The following is a 16,970-nucleotide window of genomic DNA, read 5'->3' on the forward strand; positions in this document are numbered from 1 at the left end:
GCGTCCACGCCCTATACTTTGGAGCAGATGTGTTGGTCGGGAGAGGCTTCCAGATTATCTCATGAGCCGTGTTAACCGGACGAGACAGGGATGACGAATGCAGAGGTTTTTCCGGTTTCACTCTGCAGCCGACGAAGAGGCAGCCGAGTGTCTTACCTGTTCGGCTCGTATTCCCAGTGGTAGGTGTTGATGCATCGATCCGCGCCGCTCCTCGCGCGAGGCCCATCGTAGGGCCCCGTAGCGGCGATATCTCCGCGCAATGCATGGATTTCCATGAGATGCAGCCGAGGCATGGCGGAACTAGATTTAGGCGGTGAGTTCGCCTGTCCAGATATTGAAAACAAGTGCTATATCAAGCGCTGACCGTCCCCAGGCTTTTTTGTCCGACAGGAGAAGCCAATGACAGCAGCGTCCAACTCACTTGGCGAAATCGACCCCGAAGCAACGCTTGCGCTGCAAATCATCGAGAGCATGCCCGGCCACGCGTGGGCAGCCGATGCCGCCGGAAGATTCACCTATGTCAGCCCAAACACGCTGGCGTTCCTCGGCAACATGCATGAGGATCTCAACACTTCCGAAGACGACGATGATTTCGGCTGGCGTCGAGCCGTCCATCCCGACGATTATGATCCCGTAGCCGCCAGATGGCGGCATTGCCTCGAAACCGGCGATCCCTATGATACCGAGCATCGCCTGCGGCGCGCCGATGGCGTCTATCGCTGGTTTCGAAGCTCAGGACGACCATTTCGCGATAGCCAGGGGCGCATCGTTCAATGGTACGGCACGACAATAGACATTGAGGACCAGAAGCGGGCCGAGTCAGCATTGCGCGACCGGGAGCGGGAACTCTCGCAGCTCGTGGATATGGTCCCGAGTCATATCTGGCGGCTCGATCCCGATGGCGAGCCGATCTTCTTCAATGGGCGCATGGTCGACTTTCTCGGCCTCGATGTAGCGGATCTGGACCGACCGGGCATGAGCCGGCTGGCGGCGATGATACAGGCCGCCGTTCATCCGGACGACGCAGCAGCATTCGGCGATGCACTTCGTGGTTGCTTCGCTACCGGTGCGAGCTTCGCCATGCGCTATCGCCTGCGCCGTGCCGATGGCGTCTATCGCTGGATGTCGAGCCGGGCGGAGCCGATGCGCGATGGCGCTGGCCGCATCGTCCAGTGGTACGGCCTCTGTCACGACATAGACGATCAGATGCACGCCGAAGCGGCGTTGCGGCAGAGCGAGCAGCAACTTCAGCACATGATCGACGCCGTGCCGGTCCGCATCTGGAGTGTGATGCCGACCGGCGGGCCGGTCTACTTCAACAAGCGATACCAGGACCATTTCCGCTCCGTTATCGCGAACTTTGACGCGCTCGGCGAGCCGGGAATCGAAACGTTGCTGCACGAGGTGATTCATCCCGAAGATGCGCCCGAGGTGCAGCGCACGTTGCTGAGGTGTTTCGAAACTGGCGGCGGCTCCGCGATGCGGTTTCGCTGGCGCGAAAAAGACGGCACCTATCGCTGGGCTGAGTGCAGGGTCGAGCCGCGACGCGATGACGATGGAACGGTCGTGCAGTGGTACGGGGTTTCTCTCGACATCGACGATGAGGTGCGCGCGCAGGCGGCGTTGCGCAAAAGTGAGCGGCGCCTTCAGCAGCTGATCGACACCGTGCCCGCTTTGATCTGGAGTACGACACGGGAAGGGACGCCTTCCTACGTCAACAAACGGTTCACCGATGTAACCGGGGCCACGCTCCGCGACATCACCGCCCCGGACGGCTCGCCGTCGCTGAGCGTGATCCATCCAGACGATATCGACACCGCACGACAGGCGATCCGCCATTCATTCGCAACGGGCGTGCCTTACGTTCAGAGATATCGCCAGAGGCGGGCCGACGGCGGCTATCGCTGGACCGAGACTCGCGCCGAGCCGCTGCGCGACGAAGATGGCAGCATTCTCCAATGGTACGGCGTGAGCGTCGACATCCATGACCTGGTGACCACGCAAGCCGCGTTGCACGACCGGGAACGAGAGCTCTCGCAACTCGTCAACATGGTTCCGAGCTACCTCTGGCGGCTATCTCCCAACGGTGAGCCGACCTTTTTCAACAAGCGCCTGATAGATTTTCTCGGCCTGGACATAGCGGACGCGGAAAAGCCGGACACGAGCCTGCTGGCGGCCTTCATTGCCACCGTCGTCCATCCCGACGATGCAGCCAGCCTGAAGGAAGCACTCGACAGCTGCTTTGCCACCGGCGAGCGCTTCTTCATGAAGTATCGCCTGCGCCGTGCCGATGGCGTTTATCGTTGGATGGAGGGCCGCGCGGAGCCGCTGCGGGACCAGGGTGGACGCATCGTCCAATGGTACGGCCTTACGCACGACATCGACGATCAGCTGCGCGTCGAAGAGGCGCTGCGCGAGAGAGAACGGGCTCTCTGGCAGCTCGTTGAAACGCTGCCGGCAATGATCGATTGCGCCGCGCCGGATGGCGAACCGATATATCGCAGCCAGCAGCTCCGCGAATTCCTCGGATACAATCTTGAGGAATTGGACGAAGCGGGAAAGTCCCGGCTGGCTGGCACACTCGACGCCGGTGTTCATCCCGACGACCTGACAGGTGTCAAAGAGAGATATGCCCATTGTCTGTCCACAGGCGAGCCGTATGCGCGACGGCACCGTCTGCGGCGCTTCGATGGTGAATATCGCTGGGTCGAGACGCGCGCCGCGCCGATGCGCAACGCTGAAGGCGCCATAGTGCAGTGGAACGTTATCTGCCTCGACATCGAAAATGAGGTGCGGACACAAGAGGAGCTTCGGCTGGCACAAGAGAGACTTGCGCGTGCGAGCCAGGCGGCGAGCCTTGCCGAACTCTCCGCATCCATCGCTCATGAGGTGAACCAGCCGCTGGCCGCCATCGTCGCCAACTCCAACGCATGCCACCGTTGGCTGTCCGCCGAGCCCCCGAACGTCGAGCGCGCGAAGATCACGGCCGAGCGTATCATCCGCGATGCCAACTCGGCGGCGGATGTCGTCAGCCGCATCCGTGCCTTGTTCAGACCTTCGCTTGAAATGAGAACCAGCACGCCGATCCCCAGCGTCGTTGCCGAAGCACGTGACCTTATGGCCGAGGAAGCCATGCGGCGTCGCGTTCGCATGGACATCGACGTCGAAAGCGACCTTCCGCTGGTTGCGTTCGATCGCGTCCAGATCCAGCAGGTCCTGGTCAACCTCATTCGCAACGGCATGGAGGCGATGGACACCACGGCGGGCGACAAGGTTCTCGGAATGCGCGTGCGCCGGATAGAGGACACGATCCAGACCGAGGTCAGCGACCGAGGCCCGGGTATCGAACGTCCCAACAAGATATTCGAGCCGTTCTTTACAACGAAAGGGAACGGAATGGGCATGGGGCTCGCGATCTCCCGTTCGATCATCGAGTCTCACGGCGGACGCCTTTGGGCGGAGAATAGCGTGCCGCGTGGGGCGATATTCATCTTCACCCTCCCGGTTGAAGCGAAAGCTGCGCAATAACTGGCGGCGCTCAGTAAGCGCTTGGTTTTTCGGCTCTCGGTGAAGGGGCGCCGCCGCCCCATGCAATGCATGGATTTCCATGAGGTGCGGTTGGGGCGTGGCGGGATTAGGGTGGCGACGTGAGTCCGTCAGCCCAGTCCAGCTATCAAGAGCAAGTGCTACACGAAGCGCCGACAATCTCCAGAGTTTGTTTGTCCGTCAGGGGCACCCGATGACGATAGCGCCCAACTCACTTGGCGAGACCGATTCCAGCGCAACGCTCGCGTTAGCGCATGACTTGAACCGATCCGCGCCGGGAAATGGCCGACCTTTCGCGACGAATGAACCGGGCCTGATTCGCGGCAACATGGTCAGCGATCTTGAAAGAGGCAGGTTGTCGCGCGTCTGGTCGCACCGTCCCCAATTCCCGCATCTGGGGCTTTTTATTACGGCCTATGTCCTGGGCTGCGGCTTCGCCCAGTCGCTCGCAATCATACCTGGAACAGGGATTTCCATTTGGCCTCCGAGCGGGCTTTTCATCGCTACTCTTGTCTTCGCCTCCAGGTATAGCTGGCCGTGGTGGGTGCTGGGGGCCTGTGTGGCAGAACTGTTCAGCAACTTCTTGTGGTTCCACACTCCGCTGCCCGCAGCCTTCCTGATCTTTGCCGGCAACGCTCTTGAAGCGGTATCCGGCGCATGGCTTGTGAACCAGACCTGCAAGCGCCCAGTTCGGCTGGAAACGTTGCGGGACGTTCTCGCATTCGTCGTACTGGCCGCTGGAATTGCGCCAGTTGCAAGCGCAACGGTGGGAAGTGCGGCGCTTGCTTGGTTTGGCATACAATCGCAAACCTTTGTGACGGCTTGGCCGCTGTGGTGGATCGGAGACGCGACGGGAGTCCTGATCGTAGCGCCACTGGCGCTGGTCGTGTTCCAGAACTGGCGCGGAAAAGCGCAGCTCTCGGCAGCGCGATGGATGGAAGCTTGCGTCCTGGGGCTGATCTTTCTTGGTATCGCCGCCCTTTCCTTGAGCGGCTATCTGCCCTTCGCCTACATCATCATGCCGCCTCTTCTTTGGGCCGCGGTGCGTTTTGAGTTCAGAGGCGCCGCCGTAGCATTGACCGTCCTCGCTCTGATCACGGCGGTATTCACGATATCCGGCGCCAGCCAATTTGCCGGCGATCCCGAGTCCCAGAAGCACAACCAGATCATGCTGCAGCTTTTTCTGGCCATCTCTGCATTTTCGGCGCTCGTCGTGGCCGCCATTTCCAGGCAGCATCAGGCGGCGGTGCTCACTTTGCGCCAAAGTGTGGAGACCTTGCGGGAGCGGGAGCGAGAACTCTCGTTGCTGGTCGAAATGATCCCCGCTCACATCGCCCGCATGGCGCCCAACGGCGAACCAACCTTCTTCAGCAAGCGCACGACAGACTATATCGGCCTCAACGACATCGCGGACTGGGACGAGCCGGGCACGAGCCGCCTGGCGACCTTGGTCGCGGCAGCCGTCCATCCCGACGATGGACCCAGGATGAGAGAATGGCTCAGCCGCTCGCTCGCCACCGGCGAACCCTATCCCATAAGGTATCGCCTGCGTCGCGCGGACGGCGTGTACCGCTGGAGGGAGGGCCGCGCCGAGCCGCTGCGGAACCAGAGTGGGACGATCGTGCAATGGTACACGGCCAGCATCGACATCGACGATGAGGTGCGCGCGCAGGAGGCATTGCGCGACCGGGAGCGGGAGCTCTCACAGCTTGTCGACATGGTTCCGAGCCACGTTTGGCGCCTGACGCCGGACGGCGAGCCGACCTTTTTCAACAAGCGAATGGTCGACTTTCTCGGCCTTGACGTAACGGATTTGGACAAACAGGGCATCAGCCGGCTGGCGGCGATGATAGCGGCCATCGTCCATCCGGACGACGCAGCAGCATTCGGCGATACGCTCAGTCACTGCCTCGCCACCGGTGAGCGCTTCTCCATGAGGTATCGCTTGCGCCGCGCCGATGGCATCTATCACTGGATGTCGAGCCGGGCGGAGCCGATGCGCGATCACGCTGGCCTGATCGCGCAGTGGTACGGCCTCTGTCACGACATAGACGATCAGATGCAAGCCGAAGAGGCCCTGCGGCGGAGCGAATTGCAGCTTCAGCAGATGATCGACGCTGTGCCGGTCCGCATTTGGAGCGCGGTGCCGACCGGCGGGCCGGTCTACTTCAACAAGCGATACCAGGACCATTTCCGCGCCGTCATCGCCAATTTCGAAACACTCGGAGAGCCGCGCATCGAGGAATTGCTGCAAGAACTGGTTCATCCCGAAGATGCTCCCGAGGTGCTGCGCACGTTGCTGAGCTGTTTCGAAACAGGCGGCGGTTCCGCGATGCGGTTTCGCTGGCGCGAAACAGATGGCTATCGCTGGGCGGAGTGCAGGGTGGAGCCGCGGCGTGATGAAGACGGGGCGGTTGTGCAATGGTACGGGGTTTCCCTCGACATCGACGAAGAGGTGCGCGCCCAGGAAGCGCTGCGACAAGCCTCCGACAAACTCGCGCAAGCCACTCAGGCTGCAAGTCTCGCCGAGCTTTCCGCTTCGATCGCGCACGAGGTGAATCAGCCGCTGGCCGCGATCGTCGCCAATTCCCATGCATGCCACCGTTGGCTGTCCGCCGCCCCTCCGAACGTCGAACGCGCGAAGATTACGGCCGAGCGCATAATCCGGGACGCCAATTCGGCGGCGGACGTCGTCGGCCGCATCCGCGCGCTGTTCAAGCAATCCACCGAGACGAGGACCAATGCGACGCTCAGCAGTGTCATCACAGAGGCACGCGACCTCGTGGCCGAGGAAGCGATGCGGCGGGGCGTTCGCACCAGCGTTGATGTCGGAAGCGACAGTCCGCTAGTCGCGTTCGATCGCGTCCAAATCCAGCAGGTTCTGGTCAATCTCATCCGCAACGGCATGGAGGCGATGGACTCTGGTGCGGATGACGGAGTCATCAGCATCCGCGTGCGCCATATCGGGGATGTTGTCCAGACCGAAGTCAGAGATCGCGGCCGGGGCATCGAGTTTCCCGACCGGATATTCGAACCGTTCTTTACCACGAAAGAGCAAGGGATGGGCATGGGACTAGCGATCTGCCGTTCGATCATCGAGTCGCACAGCGGGCGTTTATGGGTCGAGAAGAACGAACCACGTGGAGCGACGTTTATCTTCACGTTGCCGATTGAAGCGAAAGCGGCGTCATGACGACGGACGGCCAAATTGTCTTCATCGTAGATGACGATGAACGCATTCGGGAGGCGCTCAGCGAGCTGCTGGCTGCACACGGCATGTGTGCCGTAGCGTTCGGATCGGCGGGCGATTATATCCGCGCTGACAAGCCGGACGTCCCTGCCTGCCTCATCCTCGATATCGAGTTGCCGGATATTAACGGCCTCGATCTGCAGCGGCAGATTGCCGAGGGCGATCATCCACCGATCGTTTTCCTGACGGGACATGGCGATATCCCGTCCTCGGTGCGTGCGATCAAGCACGGCGCCGTGGATTTCCTGACTAAGCCCTTCAGCGATGCAGACCTCATGGCCGCAATCCATGCGGCGATTGCCCAGGATCGGGTACAGCGATCGGAGCGCGCCGAGCTGGGCGTGTTGAAGCAACGTTATCTCGAGCTGACGCCGCGCGAACGTGAGGTGCTGCCGCTGGTGGTCAGCGGTCTGCTCAACAAGCAGGCGGCCGCTGAACTGGGGATCAGCGAAGTTACGCTGGAAATTCATAGAAGGAACGTCATGCAGAAGATGGTCGCGGCGTCGCTCGCCGACCTCGTTCGCATCGCCGAGCGATTGGGAATACCGATCACGCACTCGCGCCGGGCAGGGGGGAACTGAGGGTGAGCAAGCGGAGGCCTGTCGTGGCGATTGTCGACGATGACCCAAGGCTGCTCGAGTCGCTGGAGGACCTTCTGGAGTCCGCCGGCTATGTGGCCCGCAGCTTCTCGTCGGCAGGGTCGTTACTGGTCAGCGGCCTGTCTGGATTGGACATGCTTATCACCGACATCGGGATGCCCGGCATGGACGGCTTTGAACTTCGCGACTTGGTCAAGAAGGCGCGTCCGGATCTGCCTGTGTTCCTGATCACCGGCCGCCACGAGATAGTGGATCAGCACCGCGCCAAGGGCATTGGCAGGCTTTTCCGCAAGCCGTTCGATGGCCAGGCACTGCTTGCGGCGATCGGCGACGCTTTGCGCAACCCAGAAACGGAGGCTAAACATGAGAGTTGACCAATTGCCCTTACCGAGATCGACGCCGTCATCACAGCAGCGAAGGGCTGAAGCCGAGCAGCCGCTGGTCATTATTGTCGATGATGATGCCTCTGTTCGGGAGGCGCTGTCTGAATTGATCCTGTCGGCGGGTTTCCTGCCGGTGTGCTTTACCTCAACCCGTGAATTGCTTGACGCCGACGTGTTGGAGAGCCCCGGCTGCTTGATCCTCGACGTGCGCATGCCAGGGACGAGCGGTCTCGATCTGCAGCACCATCTTGCGAAAAACGGCAACCCCAAACCCATCATCTTCCTGACCGGGCATGGCGACATCCCGATGACTGTCCAGGCGATGAAGGCCGGCGCCGTGGACTTTCTCACCAAACCGGTGCGGGATCAGACGCTGCTTGACGCTGTGATCGCCGGCATTGCGGTGGATGCCAAGCGGCGGGCGGATGCCGTGATCGTCAAGCGCAACATCGAGCGCGTCGAGACGCTGACGCCGCGCGAGCGCGAGGTCCTGCGTGAAGTGGCGCGCGGGCGCCTCAACAAGCAGATCGCCTTCGACCTCGGCATCAGTGAAGTGACGGTCAAGCTTCACCGCGGCAATGTCATGCGCAAGATGGAAGCCGCTTCCATCGGTGAGCTGATCCGGGCGTGGGAAACGCTGCCCGTGCCGATGCGCGAGGTCTAGAATTTGGCACAAGCCGATCCATGCCCCATCCAATAGGATCGCCCGGCGCGCCGGGCCATTTCAGGTGCTTTCTCAGCGCGCCCAGGCCTTCCTGCCTGTTGATACGCTCGTCCTGCTGCGGGTGATCCTGATGTACATCGGTGGTCCTGTTTGGTGTTTCGCGGCAAGGCCCCCGCCAAACATCGGTTACTACTGAGCGGCGCTCTTTGGCAGCGCCAGCCTGACCGAAAAACGCGCAACATTTCATGCAACAGCAACTGACGCCGGCCATGCCGCGTCGGTCCCCGCGCCGCTACCCAAGCCTAATTGACGTGTGTCTATAAGAGCTTGCCTTAGCCCGGCCCTATCTTCGGCGTGCCTGCCCTGCACCTTGGCATCGTATGACAGATGCCTCCGTAGAGTAGGTTCGCGGCCCGGATCGGTGCATCCTGTTCCTCGCAAGCCATCACGACCGTCGCGTTTCTACCGCTCCTCGCTCGCTCCTCCCCGAACGCGACCGCTCAGGCCGACTCGACGGTCGTGATGGTGAGCAGGACGTTCAAAGCACATGGATGGACACGATGAACAAAGACGGACTTTTCTCCGTCGGCGGATCTCGCCGCGATGTCATGTTGGCAGGCCTGATCTCTACGGCAGCCGCCGGACTGCCCCGCGCTGCTTCGGCAACGAGCCGAAAACAAAACCTTCCCTCTTCCCCCTCAATCAAAGGAACCAAGACGATGAGCACCATCACGACCAAGGATGGCACCGAAATCTACTACAAGGATTGGGGCAAGGGTCCTGTCGTCACGTTTTCGCACGGCTGGCCGCTGAATTCCGACGCCTGGGACGGCCAGATGCTCTTTCTTGCCCATAACGGCTTTCGCGTCGTTGCGCATGACCGGCGCGGCCATGGCCGATCGAGCCAGGCCACGTCCGGCAACGACATGAACGGCTATGCGGACGATCTTGCAGCCGTGATCGAGGCGCTGGATCTCCGGAACGCCACGCTGGTCGGCCATTCGACCGGAGGAGGCGAGGTTGCTCGCTATATCGGACGGCACGGGACGAAGCGGGTGGCCAAGGCTGTTCTTATCGCCGCTGTTCCGCCGATCATGGTGAAGACGCCGGCCAATCCGGAAGGCCTGCCGATCGAGGTATTCGACGGCATAAGGGCTGGCCTCGTCAAGGATCGGTCGCAGTACTACCGGGACCTCGCACCGTTGTTTTATGGCGCGAACAGGCCAGGCGCCAAGGTTTCCCAGGGGACTCTGGATCAGTTCTGGCTCTGGAGCATGCAGGCGGGTCTCGTGAACGCGTACGAAAGCGTCAAGGCGTTCTCCGAGACCGATTTTACCGAGGACCTCAAGAAATTCGACGTACCAACCCTCGTCCTGCATGGCGAAGACGACCAGATCGTCCCCGTCAAGGACTCGGCAGTCAAGTCGGCCCGATTGATCAAAGGCGCAAAGGATATCTATTACCCCGGCGCGCCCCACGGGATCACGGCCACGCACCAAGATCAGGTCAATGCTGACCTGCTCGCCTTCATCAAAGGATAGCTTCTGTCGGCTCATGTCCCGGATTGTGGAACCGAACCACTGCGCCATCGAGCTGGAGCGCTGGCAGGGGCGCGAAACATATGCTGCGCCACGGCTGCCACTCGGGCAACTGCGCCTGTGCAGCCCGGAGGCGATCGCCGGCGTTCGACACTACGTCGCGCTGTCGGGGGTCGCCGCCGCGCGCTTGTTCTGCCTTGATGGCCAAAGCGCTCTCCAAGACGTCAAACTGGCTAAGCACCGGGAGTTTATCAATCGCTAGCCGTTTGCGATTGCCGCTCATTTTGGCGGTCTCAATTAGGCGTGAAATTTTCTTGGCCAGCAGTTGCGACTATCGCAGCAGCACCGGCGCTATTTTTCGAAGGCAGGAACGAAATGGGCGTACTCTCGGGCAAGATCGCGGTGGTCACCGGCGGGAACAGCGGGATCGGACTATCGGCTGCAAAAATCTTTGCGGCCGAGGGCGCGCAAGTCGTCATTACCGGCCGCCGGCGGCAGGCGGTCGAGGAAGCGGTCGCACAGATCGGGGCAGGCGCGCTGGGCATTCAGGGAAATGTGGCCGAGGTGTCGCACCATGACGAGGTAGCGCAACAGATCCGTCAGAGGTTCGGGGCGCTCGACATCTATATGGCGAACGCCGGCATAAACACCATCACGCACTCGGCCGACGTCTCCGAGGCGGAATATGATGCGCAATTTGCCGTCAATACGCGAGGCGTCTTCTTCGGCGTCCAGAAGCTGATTCCGATCATGCGGAATGGCGGCGCAATCATCCTCACAGGCTCGCTGGCCAGCGAGAAGGTTCTGGACGGTCATGCTGTTTACGCGGGCTCGAAGGCGGCCATAAATGCCTTTGCGCGCGCTTGGGCGATCGAACTGAAGTCTCGCGGCATCCGGGTCAACGTGCTCAGCCCAGGTCCGGTGGATACGGCTATTCTCGATAAGCTAGGCATACCGTTTGAGCAGCGCGGGCTGTTTGAAAAGGCGATGGCAGAGGCAATACCCCTGGGCCGGATGGGGCAGCCGGAAGAGCTGGCAAAAGCCGCCCTGTTCCTTGCCTCGGACGCGAGCAGTTTCGTAACGGGCATCAATCTGCGGGTCGACGGCGGGATGGCAGTGCTCTGAGCCACGACTGCGATGTCGTCGCGCCAATAGACCTCCGAATAAATGGCTGAGCAATCGGTCATCCTCAAGACGATTTTCCGGGAAGCTGCCGCACGAGTCGCGCCAAATAGGTCGGAGGCGAGACGTTTTGTCGACGTGGCGCAAATTGAGCCACGTAAGCAGCAAGTCGCATTGCAGGGATCGACGCGCAAGAGAGAAGTCGGCTCGCCGATACGGCGGAAGGACCGAGGTCTCGCCCCGGTCCTTCAATTTTCTGTAGGTCGGGATCAGTGACCCCAGATGCCCCAGCCATATTCATCGTTGGGAACAGTCGGCTTGCGTACGGTTTTCGGCACCCCGATATCATTGTTCATTTTTTTGATCGAGGATGTATACATGTTGTAAGACGCAGTCGCAGGCTGCTGGGATCCGTTTGATCCATAGTGGTCGCTTCCGGCAGTGGCGCTTCCTGCTGTAATAACAAGCACGGCGACAGCAAGGACTGTCATTTTCATTTCAGTAACTCCATTGATGGCTTGGATGGTATTCACCCATACAAATATAAATGTCGTGACGCAGCGACACGATCAGACGGTCCGGCTGTTTGATCCATACGAAGGCATTGGGCGATTCAGGCCGAAGGCCAGGGACTATGTCGTTGACGAGAGGAGGCTTTGCGGCGCGCCCTCAGTGTCTGTTCCGGCGACCGCCGACAATGCACACCCGGCATAGATACCTCAATTTGCTGCAGGGCACCTGATCTCCCCGGTGACCTACCCTGCACCTTGGCATTGTATGACAGACCCTTCCGCACAATAGGTTGGCGGGCCGCGTCGGCGCATTCTCCTGAGCATTGGTCACCACAGGCGACACGGGAGAAAGCAAATGCGAAACATAACTCGAGTCCTGGCCCTCACCGCAGCGCTTGCCGCGTCGGGCGGCGGGATGGCGCAGGCCGCGAATTCTCAGCCCAAGCCGACGATCGTACTGGTGCACGGCGCCTTCGCGGAATCGTCGAGCTGGGATGCAGTCATCACCAAGCTCAGCAAAGACGGTTATGTGGCGAAAGCCGCAGCTAATCCGCTCCGCGGCGTTGCCAGCGATGCGAAAGCAGTCTCAGCCATCGTCCGGTCGGTTTCCGGGCCGGTCGTGCTGGTGGGGCATTCCTATGGCGGGCCCGTCATCACCGAGGCCGCCAATGGCAATCCCAATGTGAAGGCGTTGGTCTACGTGGCGGGTTTCGCGCCGGATACCGGCGAATCGAGCCTTACGTTGTCCAGCATGTTTCCCGGTAGCACCTTGGGGAGCGCGCTTGCTCCAGTCGCGTTGCCGGACGGCGGACAAGATCTCTTCATCGAGCCGGCCAAGTTCCGCGCGCAGTTCGCCGCCGACGTTCCGCAAGAGCAGACTTTGCTGATGGCTGCCACTCAACGCCCTGTTGCGCAGGCGGCTCTGGCTGAAGCCTCGGGCGTCGCCTCATGGAAGACGCTGCCGTCCTACATGATCTACGGCTCGGATGACCGCAACATCCCGGCAGCCGTCATGAGCTTCATGGCCAAGCGTGCGCACGCGGTAAAGACCGTCGTCATCGAAGGTGCGTCCCACGCGCTCATGGTTTCGCATCCCGACGAGGTCACGTCACTCATCGAGGATGCTGCTGCATCGGTCAGTCAGTAGCAGGCCGGAAACGCCCAGCATCCGATCGAGCAACGAAAATAGACACGCAACACCAGGAGACCAGACATGAAGATCGTCGTCATCGGCGGAACCGGGCTGATCGGTTCAAAGACCGTGGAGAGACTGCGAAACAAAGGCCACGACGTACTTGCGGCGTCGCCGAATTCGGGCGTCAACACCGTTACGGGAGAGGGTCTGGCGGCCGCGCTTGCCGGTGCGCAGGTCGTCATCGACCTCGCGAACTCGCCGTCGTTCGAGGAAAAGGCTGCCCTGGAGTTCTTCTCGGCATCCGGGCGTAATCTTTTTGCCGCCGAAACGGCCGCCGGCGTCCGTCATCACGTGGCGCTGTCGGTCGTCGGTACCGACCGGCTGCAGGGCATGGGCTATTTCCGCGGCAAGTTGCTTCAGGAAAAGCTGATCAGGGAGTCCGGAATTCCCTACACCATCGTTCACGCCACTCAATTCTTCGAATTCACCGCCGCCATCGCAAACACGGGCGCCGTCGGGGATACCATTCATATGTCGCCGGCCTACTTCCAACCCATGGCGGCTGATAATGTTGCCGATGCGATGGCGGACGTCGCGCTTGCCGCGCCGTTGAACGGCATGATCGAAATTGCCGGCCCGGAGCGTGTTCGCATGAGCGAACTTGTCGAGCGCTTCCTGAAGGCCACCAACGACCCGCGTAAAGTCGTCCCGGATCCCGGCGCGCTCTACTACGGCCAAGTGGCAATCGACGATCGAACGCTGGTGCCCGGCGAGAACGCGCGCATCGGCGCCGTGCGTTTCGATGATTGGCTCAGCCGATACACACCACCGAAGTAAGTAGTCATCGGATAGGCCCGCCATTCGCACAACAAGGAGACCAGACATGATCAAAACACTTCTCTGCGCCGCGCTCGCCGCCGCTTCCGTCACCGCAGCAATGGCCAATGACGCCGCCAGCGTGAAGCTTGTCTACGACCAGGCTCTGCCAAACGTGCCCGGCAAGAGCATGAAAGCCGTGCTCGTCGAGTACGCGCCTGGGGGTACGTCGCCGGCTCATACCCATCCCAAATCCGCGTTCATCTATGCCACGGTCCTGCAGGGGGCGATCCGAAGCCAGGTCAATGACGGGCCGGTGAAGACTTATCGCGCCGGCGAGAGTTTCTCGGAATTCCCTGGCGACCGTCATGCCGTCAGCGAAAACGCCAGCAAGACGGAAGGCGCTCGTCTGCTTGCTATTTTCGTCGTCGACACCAGCGAGACGGAACTGACGACGAACGCGAAATGAAATCGTAGCCCCCAGGACCATCGGGGCGTACGCGAAGGGACGGTCAGTGACATGAATTCGATCGCCATCCGCACACTTGCGGGGATTTTGGTCCCCCATACTCCGCTTGTTGGCCGAGCGATCGAACATGCCCGCGCTCGATGTGAACCCTACCTGTTCAACCACGTGGTCCGATCCTGGCTTTTCGCGGCCCGGATCGGACAGATTCAGAATATCCAGCACGACGCGGAGGTTGTTGCGGTTGCAACCCTGTTGCATGACGTCACGCTCAATGAGGACTTCGCCGGGCCGCGCCGTTTCGAAGTGGAAGGCGCCGATCTCGCCCGCGCCTTCGTTCGGGAGGGCGGCTTCGACGAGCGGCGCGCCCAATTGATCTGGGACAGCGTCGCCCTCAACTCGACGCCGTCGATTGGCCTCTACAAGGAGGCTGAGGTGGCGCTGTGCACAGCCGGCATCTGCCTCGATGTCGTCGGCTTGCAATACAGCCTCGTTTCGTCAGCCGAGATTGCAAAGATCGTTGGCGAATTTCCGCGCCTCGGGATGAAGCGGCGGATGACGCGATGCTTTTGCCATATCGCCGAGATCAGGCCCGAAACCACCTACGACAACTTTGCCCGGGACTTCGGCGAGCGCTTTGTTTCAGGCTACAAGGCGACTTCGGCAGTTGATCTTGTGATGAACGCTCCCTTTGAAGAGTGACCGCAGTTTCGATCCAGGTTCTATCGACACCGGTCGGTTCAGCCTTGCCCTTCAAGTGACCCAAACGCTGTGCGTCTGTCGGATGCATGCGGCAAAGCGAATTGCCGAGGGCAGCGGTCAGGTGCCAATTTCCACCTCCTATACTTCGGTTTAGGCGCCCCAACCCAATCGAGTGGCAATACATATCATCGGCACGATAGCAACAGTTCGTCTCACCGGTCATCCTTACGGTGCAATGGATTGCAAACACCTCAAGGAGATAAGTAATGAATATTGCAGCGCCACCGGTCGCTCCGAAAGGAAAAGCCGTCGCCCAACGCGCGAGTTATGCGGAGCAGTCGCCGGAACTTCTGAAGAAATTTATTGAATTTCTTGGTGCGACGCGAGAGGGGTCGATCGAAGAGCCAATCCGCGACCTTGTTGCAGTCCGAGCCGCGCAGCTGAACGGGTGCACCTTCTGCCTCGATATGCACGTCAAACAGGCGAAGATCCATGGCGAGCGCGAACTGCGCCTTTACCACCTGGCAGCCTGGCGGGATTCGACCTTGTTCGTTCCTCGCGAGCGCGCAGCCTTGGCATGGACGAAAGTCTTGACCAAGCTGCCCGAGCAGGGTGTCCCCGACGAGATCTACGATCGGGTCAGGTCGCAGCTTTCCGAGAAGGAAATCTCCGATCTGACCTTCGTTGTCATGGCGGTCAACTCTTGGAACCGTCTGAATATCGGCTTCAAACCCGTCCCGGGCTCGGGCGATGCGAAGTTTGGCCTGAGCAAAGCAGCACTGAGCTAATCTTTGGAATGGGTCAGAATGGCGCTTGTTTGCGCGCCATTCTGACCGGCCGGACGAAGGCGCCGAGCTCGGCGACCAACACTGGAACCGATCCCAGCCCCGCGGCCGCGGCCGCGAGGCGCTCTCAGGAGGGCGTCATGCGAATTGACAGTCTGCATCCAGTAATATCGGCCCGTCTCATGGTGGTCGATGTCGACGCTCCACTCCGCAGTGCGGCACTCTCACTTTCCAGGCCCGCAATAGGCCTGGTCGTGGTGTGCCACGGCAGTGGGGAGGCGGCAGGCGTGCTGAGCAAGTCCGACCTTGTCCGCCATCTGGCGAATTCAGGGCCAACAGAAGCGCCGATTGCGGCATTGATGAGCCGGTCCATCGTGTCCTGTGGTCCCGATGATGATCTTCATTCAGTCTGGCAGACCATGGCCGCGCAAGGCCTGCAGAATGTGCCGGTGCTCGGGGCCGACTCGAAACCGCTAGGCGTCCTCGATATCCGTGATGCGATGAAGGCGCTCTTCAAACAAGAGGAACTGCAGGAACGGCTGCTTGCCAACTACATCAGCGGGATCGGCTATCAATAGAGCATCGTCTCGCGATTGAATATACGGAAGTATGTATCGGCGTCTTCTTAGATATAATGGAAAATAAAAGCCATAAATTATAGCGTGTTGAAGCCAATAGGTGCCGACTTAGCCAGCGGGGAACGAAATGTTTCGTCCGGACATAAAAGAAGATGTCTTCGACGGCCCGCCCGATGGCCCTGGAGGTGGTATGTCCGTGCAAATGTCGACGGCCGGCATCGTCCATGACCTGGGCAATCTCATTCAGGTCGCCTCGTCGGCGTTGAACCACCTGGCCCGCGATCCGAGCATCCAAGCGGCTCCGGCGCTCGGGCCTGTAATAGCCGGCGCCAAAACGGCTTTGGAGCGGGCTGGTGGCCTTGTCCGGCAAACCATCAGCCTGGCCCGAGAGAGCCACGCGGAAATCGAATACACAAACGTAGGTGCTTGCCTGGCTGAGATCGAAACCCTCGTACGGAGCGCCTTGGATGCCAATTTCGGTCTTGAGCTTCGGGTTGGGTCCGACCTGCCTTTGGTGAGATGCGATCGCTTTGGATTGCAAAATGCGGTTCTGAATCTTCTGTTCAACGCGCGCGATGCAATGCCTGACGGCGGTTTCATCTCGATCGATGCCGGCTTGGCCTCTGAGAACTCTGCCGCCGGTCAGGTAGACATCCGCGTCGCGGACAACGGTATCGGGATGACCAGCGAGACGATGGTCTGCGCCTTCGATCCGTTCTTCACCACCAAAAGCGAAGGCCTCGGCGGCGTCGGTTTGCCGATGGTGAAGCACTTTGCCGAGCAATCAGGCGGAAGCATCGATATTCAGAGCACACTTGGGAAAGGCACGACCGTCACTCTGCGGTTGCCTGCGATGCGATAGCGGCCCGCCAAT

16 protein-coding genes are annotated in these 16,970 nt (G+C 60.6%); 15 read left to right on the forward strand and 1 reads right to left on the reverse strand.

Going from position 1 to position 16,970, the window contains the following annotated elements; all coding sequences use genetic code 11:
- The first annotated feature begins 399 nt into the window (after positions 1 to 399).
- The 8 genes from NKH67_RS09890 to NKH67_RS09925 all read left to right on the forward strand — a co-directional run bounded on the left by NKH67_RS09890 (position 400) and on the right by NKH67_RS09925 (position 11,105).
- Positions 400 to 3,528 (forward strand): PAS domain-containing protein, encoded by a 3,129-nt coding sequence (locus NKH67_RS09890; RefSeq protein ID WP_352470619.1) that lies wholly within the window; start codon positions 400 to 402, stop codon positions 3,526 to 3,528.
- 346 nt (positions 3,529 to 3,874) lie between these two features.
- The gene (locus NKH67_RS09895; protein WP_502893736.1) at positions 3,875 to 6,739 is read left to right on the forward strand and encodes a sensor histidine kinase; all 2,865 of its coding nucleotides are present in this window, start codon (positions 3,875 to 3,877) and stop codon (positions 6,737 to 6,739) included.
- On the forward strand, positions 6,736 to 7,377 hold the full coding sequence (locus tag NKH67_RS09900; protein WP_352470618.1) for a response regulator transcription factor: 642 nt from the start codon (positions 6,736 to 6,738) through the stop codon (positions 7,375 to 7,377). The genes NKH67_RS09895 and NKH67_RS09900 overlap by 4 nt, the downstream gene beginning before the upstream one ends.
- Positions 7,378 to 7,379: 2 nt before the next feature.
- On the forward strand, positions 7,380 to 7,769 hold the full coding sequence (locus NKH67_RS09905) for a response regulator (protein WP_352470617.1): 390 nt from the start codon (positions 7,380 to 7,382) through the stop codon (positions 7,767 to 7,769).
- Positions 7,759 to 8,442, forward strand: coding sequence for a response regulator transcription factor (locus tag NKH67_RS09910; RefSeq protein ID WP_353030686.1), 684 nt, complete (start codon positions 7,759 to 7,761; stop codon positions 8,440 to 8,442). Before NKH67_RS09905 ends, NKH67_RS09910 begins: the two co-directional genes overlap by 11 nt.
- Positions 8,443 to 9,002: 560 nt before the next feature.
- Positions 9,003 to 9,983: an alpha/beta fold hydrolase gene (locus NKH67_RS09915; protein WP_502893737.1), complete on the forward strand. Its 981-nt coding sequence runs from the start codon at positions 9,003 to 9,005 to the stop codon at positions 9,981 to 9,983.
- Positions 9,984 to 9,996: 13 nt separating this feature from the next.
- Positions 9,997 to 10,242: a hypothetical protein gene (locus tag NKH67_RS09920; RefSeq protein ID WP_352470615.1), complete on the forward strand. Its 246-nt coding sequence runs from the start codon at positions 9,997 to 9,999 to the stop codon at positions 10,240 to 10,242.
- A gap of 113 nt (positions 10,243 to 10,355) precedes the next feature.
- Entirely contained in the window at positions 10,356 to 11,105 is a 750-nt protein-coding gene (locus tag NKH67_RS09925) for a glucose 1-dehydrogenase (RefSeq protein WP_352993803.1), read from the forward strand.
- A 266-nt stretch (positions 11,106 to 11,371) separates the two neighbouring features.
- Here the strand turns inward: NKH67_RS09925 and NKH67_RS09930 are convergent, their stop codons facing one another.
- On the reverse strand, positions 11,372 to 11,599 hold the full coding sequence (locus NKH67_RS09930; RefSeq protein ID WP_353030688.1) for a DUF680 domain-containing protein: 228 nt from the start codon (positions 11,597 to 11,599) through the stop codon (positions 11,372 to 11,374).
- Between the two features lie 370 nt (positions 11,600 to 11,969).
- Between NKH67_RS09930 and NKH67_RS09935 the strand changes: the two genes are divergently transcribed.
- The 7 genes from NKH67_RS09935 (at position 11,970) to NKH67_RS09965 (ending at position 16,958) form a co-directional block, all read left to right on the forward strand.
- Positions 11,970 to 12,761: an alpha/beta fold hydrolase gene (locus tag NKH67_RS09935; protein WP_352470612.1), complete on the forward strand. Its 792-nt coding sequence runs from the start codon at positions 11,970 to 11,972 to the stop codon at positions 12,759 to 12,761.
- Between the two features lie 66 nt (positions 12,762 to 12,827).
- Positions 12,828 to 13,586, forward strand: a complete 759-nt coding sequence (locus NKH67_RS09940; RefSeq protein ID WP_353030690.1) for an SDR family oxidoreductase — start codon at positions 12,828 to 12,830, stop codon at positions 13,584 to 13,586.
- Positions 13,587 to 13,632: 46 nt separating this feature from the next.
- Positions 13,633 to 14,034, forward strand: coding sequence for a cupin domain-containing protein (locus NKH67_RS09945; RefSeq protein ID WP_352743658.1), 402 nt, complete (start codon positions 13,633 to 13,635; stop codon positions 14,032 to 14,034).
- A gap of 51 nt (positions 14,035 to 14,085) precedes the next feature.
- Positions 14,086 to 14,733 carry an HD domain-containing protein gene (locus tag NKH67_RS09950; RefSeq protein ID WP_352470609.1) on the forward strand — a complete coding sequence of 216 codons (648 nt, stop codon included), beginning with the start codon at positions 14,086 to 14,088 and terminating at the stop codon, positions 14,731 to 14,733.
- Positions 14,734 to 14,999: 266 nt separating this feature from the next.
- Positions 15,000 to 15,521 carry a carboxymuconolactone decarboxylase family protein gene (locus NKH67_RS09955; protein ID WP_353030692.1) on the forward strand — a complete coding sequence of 174 codons (522 nt, stop codon included), beginning with the start codon at positions 15,000 to 15,002 and terminating at the stop codon, positions 15,519 to 15,521.
- Positions 15,522 to 15,658: 137 nt separating this feature from the next.
- Entirely contained in the window at positions 15,659 to 16,096 is a 438-nt protein-coding gene (locus tag NKH67_RS09960) for a CBS domain-containing protein (RefSeq protein WP_352455793.1), read from the forward strand.
- A 127-nt stretch (positions 16,097 to 16,223) separates the two neighbouring features.
- Positions 16,224 to 16,958 (forward strand): sensor histidine kinase, encoded by a 735-nt coding sequence (locus NKH67_RS09965; protein WP_353030694.1) that lies wholly within the window; start codon positions 16,224 to 16,226, stop codon positions 16,956 to 16,958.
- Positions 16,959 to 16,970 lie beyond the last annotated feature (12 nt).

This window comes from Mesorhizobium sp. M0968, assembly GCF_040319065.1.
Lineage (GTDB): Bacteria > Pseudomonadota > Alphaproteobacteria > Rhizobiales > Rhizobiaceae > Mesorhizobium.

Coding starts and splice junctions, on each gene's coding strand:
- NKH67_RS09890 (WP_352470619.1), top strand. CDS start 400: ATGACAGCAGCGTCCAACTCACTTGGCGAAATCGACCCCGAAGCAACG.
- NKH67_RS09895 (WP_502893736.1), top strand. CDS start 3,875: ATGGTCAGCGATCTTGAAAGAGGCAGGTTGTCGCGCGTCTGGTCGCAC.
- NKH67_RS09900 (WP_352470618.1), top strand. CDS start 6,736: ATGACGACGGACGGCCAAATTGTCTTCATCGTAGATGACGATGAACGC.
- NKH67_RS09910 (WP_353030686.1), top strand. CDS start 7,759: ATGAGAGTTGACCAATTGCCCTTACCGAGATCGACGCCGTCATCACAG.
- NKH67_RS09915 (WP_502893737.1), top strand. CDS start 9,003: ATGAACAAAGACGGACTTTTCTCCGTCGGCGGATCTCGCCGCGATGTC.
- NKH67_RS09920 (WP_352470615.1), top strand. CDS start 9,997: ATGTCCCGGATTGTGGAACCGAACCACTGCGCCATCGAGCTGGAGCGC.
- NKH67_RS09925 (WP_352993803.1), top strand. CDS start 10,356: ATGGGCGTACTCTCGGGCAAGATCGCGGTGGTCACCGGCGGGAACAGC.
- NKH67_RS09930 (WP_353030688.1), bottom strand. CDS start 11,599: ATGAAAATGACAGTCCTTGCTGTCGCCGTGCTTGTTATTACAGCAGGA.
- NKH67_RS09935 (WP_352470612.1), top strand. CDS start 11,970: ATGCGAAACATAACTCGAGTCCTGGCCCTCACCGCAGCGCTTGCCGCG.
- NKH67_RS09940 (WP_353030690.1), top strand. CDS start 12,828: ATGAAGATCGTCGTCATCGGCGGAACCGGGCTGATCGGTTCAAAGACC.
- NKH67_RS09945 (WP_352743658.1), top strand. CDS start 13,633: ATGATCAAAACACTTCTCTGCGCCGCGCTCGCCGCCGCTTCCGTCACC.
- NKH67_RS09950 (WP_352470609.1), top strand. CDS start 14,086: ATGAATTCGATCGCCATCCGCACACTTGCGGGGATTTTGGTCCCCCAT.
- NKH67_RS09955 (WP_353030692.1), top strand. CDS start 15,000: ATGAATATTGCAGCGCCACCGGTCGCTCCGAAAGGAAAAGCCGTCGCC.
- NKH67_RS09960 (WP_352455793.1), top strand. CDS start 15,659: ATGCGAATTGACAGTCTGCATCCAGTAATATCGGCCCGTCTCATGGTG.
- NKH67_RS09965 (WP_353030694.1), top strand. CDS start 16,224: ATGTTTCGTCCGGACATAAAAGAAGATGTCTTCGACGGCCCGCCCGAT.